Origin of the sequence: Microbacterium sp. ZW T2_14 (assembly GCF_044987405.1) — a bacterium.
Taxonomy (GTDB): Bacteria; Actinomycetota; Actinomycetes; order Actinomycetales; family Microbacteriaceae; genus Microbacterium.
Map to the genome: position 1 here is coordinate 60,690 of NZ_JBJDRK010000015.1, position 13,016 is coordinate 73,705.

Below are 13,016 nucleotides of genomic sequence, written 5' to 3' on the forward strand. Positions count from 1 at the left end.
GCAGATACGGTTTCACTCTATGAAAGCCACCGATGACGCCGCGGAATCGGAGAAGGCTCCGAGTCGCTACCGCATCGAGGCGCTCGCGAAGGGCCTCGACGTGCTGCGCCTGTTCGACGAGTCGGTGACCTCGCTCAAGCTGCGTGAGATCTGCGACCGCACCGGCATCCCCATGCCCACCGCCTTCCGCGTCGTCGCGACCCTCGAAGAGGGCGGCTATCTCGAACGCCTGCCCGACGGCAGCATCCGCCCCGGCGTCGCCGTGCTCCTCCTCGGATCCGCGGCGCTGCGCGGCTCCAGCCTGGTCCAGCTCAGCGAGCAGCCGCTGCGCCACCTCGCCGAGGAGTCCGGCGAGACCGTGAACCTCGGCGTCCTCGTCGGCGACCAGGTGCTGTACCTCGCGCGACTGCGCAACTCGGATCTGGTCACCGCGAACATCCAGGTGGGCTCGACGCTGCCCGCCGCGTACACGTCGATGGGCAAGCTCCTGCTCGCCTACCTCAGCGACGCCGAGCTCGCGGCGACGCTGGCGGGACATGACTTCGGAACGGATGCCGGACCCAATGCCGCGCGATCGCTCGGCGAGCTCCGCGAGCGTCTCGCGACGATCCGCGACCAGGGCTACGCGCTGCAGGACCAGGAAGTCGCCGCGGGGCTGCGATCGGTCTCGGTGCCGGTGTTCGGGCGCGACGCCAAACCCGCCGCCGCCATCAACATCGCCGTCGCCTCCTCGCGGCACGACCTCGCCGCGCTGCGCGGTCCGCTCCTCACCCGCCTGCGGGCGACCGCCGACGACATCTCGCGGCTGCTCCGGGCGACCTGACGCGCGCCGAGAGCGGCCGCTGCGGCCGTCCGGTCGGAGGGAGGGCAGCCCGCGCGCGACGGCACGCCTGCCTGTTCCTCCGACCGGCGGACCCGCGGCCACCGGCTCAGCGCATGGCAACGGCATCCCGCAGCAGGGTCAGCGTGCGCTCCGCGGCGGGGTGTCCGATCTCGTTGAGATAGCCGTGCATCGCACCGTGCTGGCGCACGACCCGGACGTCGACGCTCGCGGCAGCCAGCTCGGCGGCGAAGGCCTCGCCCGACGGACGCAGACTGTCGAGCTCTGCGTTCACGATCAGCACCTCCGGCAGCCCGGCGAGGTCGTGCCCGCCCGGGAACGCGTAGCCGTCGGGGTCGTGGCCGTCGGGGAGGTAGTTGCGATTGATCGCGGCCCGGCTCTCGGGCGTGAACAGCCTCGCCGCAGGCACCTCTCTCAGCAGCTCGGTGGTCTCGGCGTTCGGAGGCAGGATGCCGTCGTGCAGCGACGGATAGACGAGGGCCAGGACCTTGGGCATCGTCGTGCCGCGGTCGCGGAGCCGCATCGCGGCACCCGCTGACAGGTTGGCTCCGGCACTGGCGCCGCCGAGCGACACCCGCTCGGGATCGGCGCCGTATGCGGAGGCGTTCGCGACCGCCCAGTCGAACGCGGCGACGGTCTGCAACCCGGCGACCGGGAAGCGCGCCCGCGGGCCTGCCGCTTCGATCTCGGCGCGCAGCTGCTCGGGAGACGGAACGTCCGCGTCAGGATCCGGTGGCCCCAGCTGTTCGAGCGCATCGAGCGGGGCGAGCGTGTAATCGACCGAGACCACACTGATGCCGTGGGCGGTGAGGCGCCGCCCGACCTGATCGGCTTCGGGCATCTCCAGCGTTCCGAACATGAACGCGCCGCCGTGCAGCCACACCAGCAGTGCGCCCGACGGCTCGGCGGCGGGGTAGACGCGCACGCGGAACTCGTGGCCGCCTCCTTCGAGCGCGATGTCGTGGGTATCCGTCATGTCGTTCACTCCTTCGGTCGTCACGCGGACAGGATGCCGCGTTCTGCAGTGTGGCCGCTGCGGCGGGGTTGCCGCAGCGGGTCGTGCGGAAATGCGGTCAGCGCGCGGTGACGCGGCGGGCGAAGTCGATCGCCCGGTCGAATACCGGCCCGGTGTCTTCGAGGCCCCGCCAGAAGTGCGCGCCGCCCGGCACCGGGTGGAATTCGACGCCTGCTCCCGCTCGACTCAAGGCAGCGGCGAGCACCTCGCTCTGCGCGAACGGGACGTGCTCGTCGTCGGTGCCGTGGGAGATGTGGAACGGCGGCGACCCCGCGTGCACCTGCAGCGCCGGGCTCGCGCGGCGCGCGGCATCCGGCGTGTCCGTCGCCGGACCGCCCAGCCATCGGGCCTCCCGCGTCTCCGCCGGCGGCTCACCCGTGTCGTGCTGCGCCATGGCGATCAGGTCGGCCGGGCCGAACCAGTCGACGACCCCGCGCACGTCGTCCCGGCGCAGTCCGGTCAGGGCCGCGAGCGTGGCGCCGGCCGAGACCCCCCAGAGCACGATGCGCGACGCATCCACGCCGTGGTCGGCGCCGTGCGTGTGCAGCCACGCGAACGCGGCATCCACGTCGTCCAGCTGAGCAGGGAACCGTGCCTCGCCGCTCAGCCGGTACTCGCACGAGGCGATCGCGAAGCCGGCGGCCACGATCCGGTCGAACGACTCGGCGTCGGAGATGCCGGGAGTGAAGACCTTGCGGCTGCCACGGAGCCACCCGCCGCCGTGCAGGAACACGACGACGGGGGCGGCAGCTTCAGCGGCTACGGCGTCCGGTGTCCGCAGATCCAGCGACAGCGGACGGAACCCGGTCGGCTGGGCGAAGTCGATCTCGAGGATCGTCGACATGGCGGTTCAGTCGCGGAACTGGAACTCGGGCATGAAGATCGTCGCGTACTTCTCCCCGGCCGCGCGCATCACCGAGAAGTCGGGCACGAACACACCCTGCGGCTCGATCGCATCGGTCTTCTGCCCGATGGCATGGAAGAACCGCTCGAAGCCCGCGCTGCCCGCTCCGAACACGGTCGTGGTGTTCTCGATCTTGAAGGCGTGGACGATCCCCGCGGGTACGTAGGCGAAGTCGCCCGTCGTGAGCGTGCTCTTGGAGTGGTAGCCGTTCTGGTCGTCCATCCAGACCGAGATCTCGCCGTCCACGACGTAGAAGAACTCGTGCGTCTGGAGATGCAGGTGGGCCGGGATGCGGTCGCCCTGACGCGCCTTCATCGTCCATGCTCCGAACTGGTCGTCGGTCTCGTCGCCGGACAGCAGGATCTCGAAGAGCTGGTCGAAGACGAGGGACTTCTCCCCCTGGCCCTCGCCGAGGACGAACGGCCGGGGCCCCGCGGGCAGAACACCGGTGAAGGCGACCTTGTCGGGGTCGTCGACGGGGAAAAGAGTCATGCTTACCTCCTCGTAAAGCAGTGCGTGCCGTTAGGCAGCCGGAACTGTCGGGCCATTCCGATCGGGCGTTCCGGACCTCTCCAGTCTCAGCAGGATGCCGGGAGGAAGGAAGTTCGACATCCCTACCCGGCGTTAGCCAGAGGCTAAGATCCGAGCATGGATGTGCCTATCCACGTGATCCGGTACTTCTGCGTGCTCGCCGAGGAGCTGCATTTCGGTCGAGCCGCGGAGCGCCTCAGCATCACGCCCCCCTCGCTCAGTCAGCAGATCAGTCGACTCGAGCAGCAGCTCGACGTGAAGCTGTTCGACCGGAGCCCTCGCAAGGTCGAGCTGACGCCTTACGGCCGTGACCTCCTGCCGCTCGCCCGGCGCGTGCAGGACGACCATGACCAGCTGCTGAGCTGGGCGCGCTCGGTGAAGCGCGACCGGGACGCGCCGGTGCTTCGGGTCGGCGTCGTCGCGGCCGGCGCCGGCTCCCTGACGACGGCCGCCATCGCGGCGACCATGCAGGCGATCCCGCAGGCGAGGATCGAGATGCGGCGGCTGGGCTTCTTCGATGTCGCCGAGGACCTCGAGGCCGGACGGGTGGACGTGGTCTTCGCGCCGTGGCCGATGCGCCTGCCGCCGCGGGTGCGCGCGGAGCCACTCTGGCGCGAGACCCGCGTTCTCGTGGTCCCCGCTGATCATCCACTGGCGCAGCGGGATTCCCTCTCGATCCTGGAGACGGGCGACGAGGTGTTCGTCTCGGTCGCGAAGGGCGTGCCCGAGGTCGTGGACTGGTGGATCGTGGACCCCCGCCCGGATGGCACGCGCCCCCGACGCGGTCCGACGGCCGACAGCGTCGAGGGCCTGCTCGAACTCGTCGCAGCGGGCGCCGGCGTGAACATCGCGGGCGAGTCGGCGAGCCGCCACTACCGGCGCGAGGAGCTCGCGTTCGTTCCGATCCACGACATCGAGCCCGCGACGATCGTGCTCTGCAGCCTCTCGGACAGCCTCAACCCGATGGTCGACGCTTTTCGTGCGACCGCGCAGGCGCTCTCACCGCTGGTCGACGCGTCGTTCCACTGACGATCAGGCGGCGGCGGCCCTCGCCTCGGCGCGCAGCCGCTTCCACGTCTCTCGCCGTCGTGCCTGCTCATCCGGATCGGGAACGGGCGAGGCTGCCATGAGCACGCGGGTGTAGTGCTGCTGCGGATCGCCCAGCACCTCGGCCGTCGGCCCCTCCTCCACCACCCGACCGCGGTTGAGCACGAGGACGCGCTGAGCGAGGAACTCGACCACCGCCATGTCATGGGCGATGAACAGGTAACCCAGATCGGTGCCGGTACGCAACTCCGCCAGCAGATTCAGGACCTGGGCCTGCGTCGAGAGGTCGAGCGCGCTCACGGCCTCATCGCAGACCACGAGTCGCGGATCCGTCACCAGCGCCCGCGCGATCGCGATGCGCTGCCGCTGTCCGCCCGAGAACTGGCGCGGGTAGCGGTCGGCCGATCCCGGCGGCAGACCGACGGCGGCGAGCGCCTCGTCGGTGCGCAGAGTTCGGGCGGCGCGGGGTACGCCGGCCACGCGGAGCGGCTCAGCCAGCGCTTCGCCGATGGGGCGTCGAGGGTTCAGCGACGAGTAGGGGTCCTGGAACACCGCACGCAGGTCTCCTTGCAGCGAGCGACGCTCCGCCACACTCGCCCCCGTGATGTTCCGGCCCTCGAACCAGATCTCGCCGCTCGTGACGGGCTGAAGCCCGAGGATCGCACGGCCGATCGTCGTCTTCCCCGAGCCCGACTCGCCGACGAGGCCGAGCGTCTCACCGCGCGCGATGGTGAACGACACGTCGTCGACCGCGGCCGCACCTCGCCTGCCGTACCGGACGACGAGATTGCGCACCTCGAGCAGAGGCGCCCTCTCCGTCTTCGCGTGCTCGGACGCCGACTCCTGAACGTTCATCGCTCTCCTCCCGCAGTGACCGGCATCCGCCATTCGTCCTGCCGTCCCCGCACCTCGTCGCGGCGCACGCAGCGCACCGCGCCGCGGCCGACCGCGCGAGGTTCGAGCGGCACGGTCGCGAGGCAGTCGTTGGTCGCGAATCGGCACCGCGCAGCGAAGCGGCATCCGCTCGTCCACGAGCCGGGCAGCGGCACCTGGCCCGGAATGGACGCCAGCCGTGTGGCGCTGTCCAGATCCGGGATCGCGTGCGGGTCCGCTGCGAGCAGCGCCATCGTGTAGGGGTGCTCCGGACGCACGAGCACGTCGCGGACCGAGCCGGTCTCGACGATCTCGCCCGCGTACATCACCGAGACGTCGTCGCAGAGATCCGCCACGACGCCGAGGTCGTGGGTGACGAGGATGATCGACATCCCCCGCTCGGCGATGAGTCCGCGCAGCAGGTCGAGGATCTCTGCCTGGATCGTGACATCGAGCGCCGTGGTCGGCTCATCGGCGATCAGGAGACGCGGCGTGCCGGCGAGCGCCAGCGCGATGGCGACGCGCTGCGCCATGCCGCCCGAGAGCTGGTGGGGGTAGCTCTTCATGACACGGGGGACGTCGATGATGCCGACGTCGGCGAGCAGCTGCGCGGCGACGCGCCGGGCCTCCCCGCGGCTGACGCCACGCAGCCGCTTGACGGCCGTCGACAGCTGCGAGTTCACGGTGAACATCGGGTCGAGGGCGCGCGTGGGCTCCTGCGAGATGAAGGCGATCTCGTGACCGCGCACCTGCTGCAGCGTCTTCTCCGACGCGTGGGCGAGATCGGCGCCGTTCCAGCCGATGCGTCCCGATCGCACCGAGAGGCCCGGGGAGAGAAGCCCGAGCAGCGCGTAGGAGGTGACGCTCTTGCCGCAGCCCGACTCACCGACGAGGCCCATGACCGAGCCCGGACGGACCCGGAGCGACACCCCGGTCACGAGGGCGGGGCCGCCCTCGACTCCGATCACCAGATCTTCCACGACCAGCTCGCCCTGGGCCGGCGACGGCGTCGCAGCGAGGCGGCCCCCGTTCGGTCTGACACCCGCCGAGGCGGCCACCGGCTCGTCGGGAACCGCGAGGTCGGCGATCGAGACCACATCGGGCGCCGCGTTCGCGTTCCGCATCGGGTCGACGTTGCTCGAGGGGATCGATGCGTCGCCGATCATGCCGAGTGCCTCCGGAGCTCCCGCACCGGCCCACTCCTCGGCAGGCAGGTCGTCCGACAGCGCGGCCGCCGAGATCTCGGTCACCGGCGCCGTGCTCCTCCTGCGACGCAACGCCACGAGCGGCGGTGGCACGGCTGTGCCGCCGGCGAGGACGTCGGCCAGCGAATTGGCCGCGATGATGGTCAGCGCCAGGATGGCGCCGGTGGGAACCATCATCCACGGCTGCTGGAAGATGAAGCGCGAGGCGGTCTGGATCATGCCGCCCCAGGTGGGCTCCGGCGGCTGCGGGCCGAGCCCGATGAAGGCGAGGCCCGCCTGGAACCCGATGCCGACGCCGAACAGCAGCACGAACTGCACGATCACGGTCGTCGACATGTTGGGGAGGACGTGTCGGATGCTGGCGGTCATGGGCCGCACGCCGTCGACCGAGGCGGCTTCGACGAACAGCTGCTTGTGCAGCGACTTCGCCTGGCCGAACAGGACCTTGTACATCGCACCGAAGAGGAGCAGTCCGAAGGCCACCATGACGAGCGGCATGTTCGTTCCGACCGCGGCGATGAACGCGAGGATGATGACGGTGCCCGGGAGCGACAGCACGATCTCGCTGATCCTGTTCATCACACCCTCACCGCGGAGGCTGCGCGCGGCCCAGAGCGTGAGCGGCACCGTGACGCCGATGGCGACGACGGGAACGACCACGGCGGTGAAGATCGTCGGGGCGGCCGCGGTGACCAGACGCGACAGCAGGTCGCGACCGAGTTCATCGGTCCCCAGCAGGTGTGCGAGCGAGGGCCCTTGCAGAACCGCGGACAGATCCTGCTCGAGGGGGCCGTATCTCAGCCACAGGGGCGAGGTCAGCGAGGCCAGGACCAGCCCGATCAGCCAGACGAGGGAGATGACGGCCGCGGGGGAACGCGAGATCCGGCTGCCGAGACGGCGTTCCGTGCGGCGGGGTCGCACGATGGACGTGGTGGAGACGGTCATGAGGCACGCAGCTTCGGGTCGAGAGTCCGGTTGAGCAGTTCGAGACCCAGGTTGACGATCACGACGACGAGCGTCGCGATGAGGACGAGCGCTTGGACGAACGGCAGGTCGGCCGATCCCACGGCGGCCTGCATCGCCTGGCCGATGCCCGGCAGGGCGAACAGGACCTCGATGATGACCGAGCCGCTGAACAGGACGATGAACTGGATGGCGACGCTCGCGATGATCGGCAGGCTCGCCCCGCGCAGCGCATGCACATAGACGATGCGCGTCGTCGGCGTGCCGATGGCGCGGAGCGTCCGCATGTGCTCCTGCGTCAGCGTCTCCGACATCGATGCGCGGGTCTGGCGTGCGATGCCCGCCGCCGAGGTGATCGCGATCGTCAGCACGGGGAGCACGAGCGATCTCGCCCACGCTGCCGGATCTATGGCGAACGGAACGAAGCCGGTGGCGGGCAGCAGGCGCAGCTGGACCGCGAACACGTAGACGAGGAGGACGCCGACCCAGAACGCCGGAACCGAGAGGAGGACGCCCGAGAGCGCGGTGATCAGGCGGTCGGCGGCCCCTCCCCGGACGGCGGCCGTCACACCGAGAACGATGCCGACGATGGCGCTGAGGAGGGTCCCGAACAGCGCGAGGGCCGCCGTGACGGGCAGCCGCTTGGCGATGTCCGGACCGATGGGTCGGCCGTCGATCAGCGAGACGCCGAGGTTGCCCTGCAGCACCTGCCCCACCCAGGCGAAGTACTGCTGGAGCCACGGGTTGTACCAGCCGATGGACTCGTTGTACGCGACGACCTGCTCGGGCGTCGCGGACTGGCCGAGTGCAACACCGCCGGGCGTCGAGCCGGAGAGGTGGACGAGCACGAAGGCGATCCACGACGCGATCAGCAGCGTGAGAACCGCCCAGGCGATCCGCTTGAGTACGAAGACGAGCATCATCACTCCATTGCGGTCCCGGTGCCGGCGGCAGTCGCCGCCGGCACCGGGATCAGATGTCAGGACGCGGGCTGGAGCGAGGCCAGGAGGGGGAACGCCTCCGCGCCGGGGAAGGTCGGCTCGGCGAGCTTCGCCTTGTCGTATGCCCAGGGTGCGAGCTGCTCGTAGAGGGGGATGAGCCAGCCGGAGTCCACGATCGCGCGGTTGAGATCCTGCAGCGCAGCGGCCTGCGCGTCCTCGTCAGCTGAGCCGAGGGACGCCCCCACCGCCCCGGCGGCGGCCTGGATCTCGGCGTTCTCGGCACCATGGAAGTTCGCGAAACCGAACAGAGCACCGTAGACCGGGCCCAGGGGGTTGGTCCACTGGAAGGGGATCGGGCCACCCAGGGGCTCGGTCTGCACGACGGTGAAGACCTCCTCGGTCGACGCCGCGTTCTTGAGGTTCATGGTCACACCGATCTCTGCCCAGTAGGGCTGGATCGCTTCCATGTCACGCTGGCTGCCCTGAGTGATCGTGAAGTCGAAGGAGAAGCCGTCGGGGTAGCCGGCTTCGGCAAGGAGGTCCTTCGCGGCGTCGGGGTCGTAGGCGTACTCGTCATCCAACTCGGGCACGAAGCCGGGGCTGTCGGCAGGCAAGGCGTTGGCCGTGGGCACCTCTCCGGGGTGGACTGCGGCGACGTAGGCTTCCCGATCGATCGCCATCGACAGCGCCTGGTAGACGCGGGCGTCGGCCCACTGCGGTCCCAGGGCGCCGGTCTTGTCGAAGGCGATGATGTTCTGGATCGTTCCGCCGTTGGCGACGAGACCGACACCGGCGGATTCCGCCTGCGGTTGCGTCTCGGCGGCGATGTTCGCGAGGTCGACCTCACCGGAGATGGCCGCGTTCACCCGCGCCTGGGGGTCGATGATCGGCTTGAACTCATAGGAGTCGAACGGGTATGCATCGGCATCCGGGTCGTCCTCCTTCTTGACGAGGAGGTACGAGTTGCCCTTGACGGTGGCGTCGGCATCCACCGTCAGCGGACCGGATCCATCAGGAGCCGAGTCGAGGCTCGATCGATCGGCCACCCCGGCCGGTCCGACGATCATCCCGGTGGGGGAGACGAGGTTGGACTCGAATCCGGGTGTGGGCGCGGCGAACTGCAGGGTGACGGTGTCATCGTCGACCACGACGACGTCCGTGATCTCGTTCTGGCCGCCCGTCGCGAACGACGAGTAGCCGCTCAGGTCGGGATCGCCGCGAAAATCGAGGTTCTGCTTGACGAGCTCTGCGCTCAGTGCGGTGCCGTCCGTGAACGTCGCGCTGGTGTCGAGGTCGAGGGTCAGCGCCGTCTGATCGGCGTTGTACTCGGAGTTCGTGACGAGCTGCGGCACGACCTGCCCGTCCTGGTCGAGCACGAACAGGGAGTCGTAGATGCCCTCGAAGAACATCCGCTGTCCGCTGCCGTACCGGATCGGGTCGTAGCCGAACGCCGCCTGATCGGAATCGGTGGCGATGGTGAGCTTCGACGTGTCGGCATCTCCGCCCTCGCTGGATTCGGCGGCTCCGCTGCAGGCGGTGAGGGCGAGTGCGGTGGCGGCGACGGCCGCAATGACGGCGGCGCCGCGGAAGGTGTGACGGGACATCCTGATCTCCTGTGATCGGTGTGCTGCGGACTTCGGTGTCGCGGATCGCTGTCGGGTGGCGCGATCCTTGGACCAAGGCTGACCCCGGACGACCCGTTTGGCCATTCGGATTCACCTGCATCCCGTTAGCGAACGCCTAATGTCGGCCATCCGTAGCCAATTCGTACAATAAAATCTACTTTTATTGAGTGAATTTCTGTGAGAGGCTGAGGACGCCGAGAAAGGACTCGCACATGACATCCCCTGTCTTCCCCGCCGACTTCCTCTGGGGCGTCGCCACCGCCGGACACCAGAACGAGGGCGACAACGTCCACAGCGACACCTGGTTCCTCGAGAACGTGACGCCGTCGGTGTTCCAGGAGCGCTCCGGCAAGGCGACGAACGGGTGGGAGCTGTGGGAGTCCGACCTCGACCTCGTCGCCGCACTCGGCCTGAACGCCTACCGCTTCTCCGTCGAGTGGGCGCGCATCGAGCCGGCCGAGGGAGAGTTCTCGGAAGCCGCGCTCGCCCACTACGAGGATCTGATCGACGGATGCCGCGCCCGCGGGCTCGCGCCGATCGTGACGTTCAACCACTTCACGTCGCCCCACTGGTTCGCAGCACGCGGTGCGTGGCTCGATCCCGAGGCGCCGGAGCTGTTCGCCCGGTACTGCGGTGTCGTCATGGACCGCCTCGGAGATCGCATCGCCCTCGCCGTCACCTTCAACGAGCCCGACCTCCCCGAGATGCTGACGTGGGCGCACCTGCCCGAGTTCGTCGCCGAGCTGGAGCGCCAGACGCTCGAGGCGGCCGGGCGGGAGGCCGGGGTCGAGACGTACCGGGCCGGCAACGTCATGCTGCGCGAGGACTTCGCCGGCATGCGGGCCGGCATGACGGCGGGCCACCGGGCCGGCAAGGCCGCCATCAAGGCGCGTCGCGCCGACCTGCGCGTCGGCCTCTCGCTCGCACTGGTAGACGACGTCGCCGGTCCGGGCGGCGAGGCGACGCGGGACCGCAAGCGCGCCGAGGTGTACGAGCACTGGCTCGAGCTGGCGCGCGACGACGACTTCGTCGGCGTCCAGAACTACGAGCGCATCGTCTACGGCCCCGACGGTCAGCTTCCGCCCGAACCGGGCGCCGACGTGAACGGCATGGGCACCGCGGTCGAGCCCGACTCGCTGCGCGGTGCGGTCGAGTACGCCTACTCGGTCGCCGGCGTTCCCATCCTCGTCAGCGAGCACGGCATCGGCACGCCGGATGACAGCATCCGTGCCGCTTTCCTGGAGCCCTCGCTCGAGGGGCTCGCGCAGGCGATCGCCGACGGCGTGCCCGTGATCGGCTACTGCCATTGGACGCTGATGGACAACTTCGAGTGGATCTTCGGCTACGGCCCGCAGCTCGGGCTGCACAGTGTCGATCGTGAGACCTTCGAACGCACGGCCAAGCCGAGCGCGGAGGTGTACCGCGGGCTCGTGGAGCGGTTCCGCTCGGCAGGCTGAGCTCCTCCGGTGCCGGCGCAGCGCGTCGGCACCGGAGGACGAGCCGAGGCCTTTCGCGGGGTATCAGCGCCATCGATGCCCTCGATCACCGAATAGATCTTCACTGATCTCCGGCGACACCCTTCAATGAAGGTGGAGTCAAAGGAGATTTCAATGACGAAGCCCAACCTCGAGGTCGCCCAGACGACTTCTCGACGCGCCGGAGCCTGGCAGGCAACCCTCCTGCTGGCCGGCAGCTGCATGCCCGTGATGGGGTCCGTCCTCATCACACCCGTCCTGCCTCAGCTCTCGGAGCACTTCGGCGATCAGCCGGGTGCCGACGTGCTGGTGCCGATGATCGTCGCCATTCCGGCGCTGATGATCGCGATCTTCGCGCCGTTCGCGGGGCAGATCATCGACCGCACCGGCCGGAAAACCCTGCTCGTCGTGGCGATGTTCGCCTACGCCGTAGCCGGCACGGTGCCGGCATGGCTCGACAACCTGACCGGCATCCTGATCAGTCGCGCCTTCGTGGGGCTGTTCGAGGCCGCCATCATGACGGTCTGCACGACGCTCATCGTGGACTACTTCCACGAGGAGCATCGCCGCAACCGGTACCTCAGCCTGCAGACCGTCGCGACGACCCTCGGTGCGACGGTGTTCATCGCCCTGGGCGGCGCGGTCGGCTCGGCGGGCTGGCATGCGCCGTTCTGGATCTACGCCATCGCGATCCCGATCGCTGTCGCCATGGTGTTCTCGCTGTGGGAGCCCGGCCGCGGCGACTCCACCGACCTCCACGTGCCCACCGGCGAGAAGGCGAAGGTGCCGTGGCGCATCCTCGGCCTCCCGCTCGTGGTCACCGTCTTCGGCGGCTTCACGTTCTACGTCATGATCATCGAGGTCAGCTACCTGGTCGTCGGCACGGGCGTCGCCGCCGACGACACCGCGACCATCGGCCTGGTCGCCGCGATCGCCTCGCTCGCCACGGCCGCCGGGGCCTTCACGTTCCCGCGGATCGCGAAGGCCGGCACGCGGCTCCAGCTCCCGCTGGCGTTCGGACTCCAGGCGGCCGGCATGGTCATCGTCTGGCTCTTCGACGGTTTCGCCGGGGTGCTGATCGGCGCGATCGTCGCGGGCTACGGCTCCGGCATCCTGCTCCCGTCGCTCGTCACGTGGGTGGTCTCGCGCACGCGGTTCGAGGAGCGCGGCCGTGCGACCGGCTGGTGGACCGCGGCGTTCTTCTTCGGCCAGTTCGTCACACCCCTGATCATGGGCGCGCTCACCGCCGGCACGGGCGCACCGCTCCCCGTCGCCGTGGGCATCGTCGGCGTCGCCGCAGCGATCGTCGCGGCGATCCTCGCGTTCGTCCTGCGCCGGCAGCAGCCCGCGCCCGTGGCGGCCGCCTGATCCACGCGGGAGGGCCGGATCGTCCCCGGCGATCCGGCCCTCCCTCTTTCGTTCGTCCGTCGTATATGTACGCGAAACCGCCACACCGGCGTGCATATACGACGGATGAACGTGGGGGGCGGGCGTCGTCCCGACGGGGGCTCCTGTCAGCGCGCGTCGGCGGTGCGGCGCCGCAGCCGCGGGCGCGGGCGCGCCGGCGGAACGGCGGGCGCGGGCACCGCGGCACCC

Annotated in this window: 11 protein-coding genes; 4 read left to right on the forward strand and 7 right to left on the reverse strand. The window is 69.7% G+C overall.

What is annotated here, in order from left to right:
* Nucleotides 1-19 precede the first annotated feature (19 nt).
* On the forward strand, nt 20-823 hold the full coding sequence (locus ACI3KY_RS07440) for an IclR family transcriptional regulator (protein WP_404929543.1): 804 nt from the start codon (nt 20-22) through the stop codon (nt 821-823).
* 106 nt (nt 824-929) lie between these two features.
* Here ACI3KY_RS07440 and ACI3KY_RS07445 read toward each other — a convergent pair whose 3' ends face one another.
* The 3 genes from ACI3KY_RS07445 to ACI3KY_RS07455 form a co-directional block, all read right to left on the reverse strand.
* Nucleotides 930-1,817, reverse strand: a complete 888-nt coding sequence (locus ACI3KY_RS07445) for an alpha/beta hydrolase fold domain-containing protein (protein ID WP_404929544.1) — start codon at nt 1,815-1,817, stop codon at nt 930-932.
* A gap of 97 nt (nt 1,818-1,914) precedes the next feature.
* Nucleotides 1,915-2,700, reverse strand: coding sequence for an alpha/beta hydrolase fold domain-containing protein (locus ACI3KY_RS07450; protein WP_404929545.1), 786 nt, complete (start codon nt 2,698-2,700; stop codon nt 1,915-1,917).
* Nucleotides 2,701-2,706: 6 nt separating this feature from the next.
* Nucleotides 2,707-3,252: a quercetin 2,3-dioxygenase gene (locus ACI3KY_RS07455; protein WP_404929546.1), complete on the reverse strand. Its 546-nt coding sequence runs from the start codon at nt 3,250-3,252 to the stop codon at nt 2,707-2,709.
* A gap of 156 nt (nt 3,253-3,408) precedes the next feature.
* On the opposite strand from ACI3KY_RS07455, the gene ACI3KY_RS07460 reads away from it, so the two are divergent.
* Nucleotides 3,409-4,320, forward strand: a complete 912-nt coding sequence (locus ACI3KY_RS07460; RefSeq protein WP_404929547.1) for a LysR family transcriptional regulator — start codon at nt 3,409-3,411, stop codon at nt 4,318-4,320.
* A 3-nt stretch (nt 4,321-4,323) separates the two neighbouring features.
* Here the strand turns inward: ACI3KY_RS07460 and ACI3KY_RS07465 are convergent, their stop codons facing one another.
* From ACI3KY_RS07465 to ACI3KY_RS07480, 4 genes are read right to left on the reverse strand one after another with little or no spacing between them, the layout of a single operon-like run.
* Nucleotides 4,324-5,193, reverse strand: a complete 870-nt coding sequence (locus ACI3KY_RS07465; RefSeq protein ID WP_404929548.1) for an ATP-binding cassette domain-containing protein — start codon at nt 5,191-5,193, stop codon at nt 4,324-4,326.
* Nucleotides 5,190-7,361: a dipeptide/oligopeptide/nickel ABC transporter permease/ATP-binding protein gene (locus ACI3KY_RS07470; protein ID WP_404929549.1), complete on the reverse strand. Its 2,172-nt coding sequence runs from the start codon at nt 7,359-7,361 to the stop codon at nt 5,190-5,192. The genes ACI3KY_RS07465 and ACI3KY_RS07470 overlap by 4 nt, the downstream gene beginning before the upstream one ends.
* Entirely contained in the window at nt 7,358-8,302 is a 945-nt protein-coding gene (locus tag ACI3KY_RS07475; RefSeq protein WP_404929550.1) for an ABC transporter permease, read from the reverse strand. Before ACI3KY_RS07475 ends, ACI3KY_RS07470 begins: the two co-directional genes overlap by 4 nt.
* A 56-nt stretch (nt 8,303-8,358) precedes the next feature.
* Nucleotides 8,359-9,924: an ABC transporter substrate-binding protein gene (locus ACI3KY_RS07480; RefSeq protein WP_404929551.1), complete on the reverse strand. Its 1,566-nt coding sequence runs from the start codon at nt 9,922-9,924 to the stop codon at nt 8,359-8,361.
* 233 nt (nt 9,925-10,157) lie between these two features.
* On the opposite strand from ACI3KY_RS07480, the gene ACI3KY_RS07485 reads away from it, so the two are divergent.
* Nucleotides 10,158-11,402, forward strand: a complete 1,245-nt coding sequence (locus ACI3KY_RS07485; RefSeq protein ID WP_404929552.1) for a glycoside hydrolase family 1 protein — start codon at nt 10,158-10,160, stop codon at nt 11,400-11,402.
* 153 nt (nt 11,403-11,555) lie between these two features.
* Nucleotides 11,556-12,788 carry an MFS transporter gene (locus ACI3KY_RS07490; protein WP_404929553.1) on the forward strand — a complete coding sequence of 411 codons (1,233 nt, stop codon included), beginning with the start codon at nt 11,556-11,558 and terminating at the stop codon, nt 12,786-12,788.
* Nucleotides 12,789-13,016 lie beyond the last annotated feature (228 nt).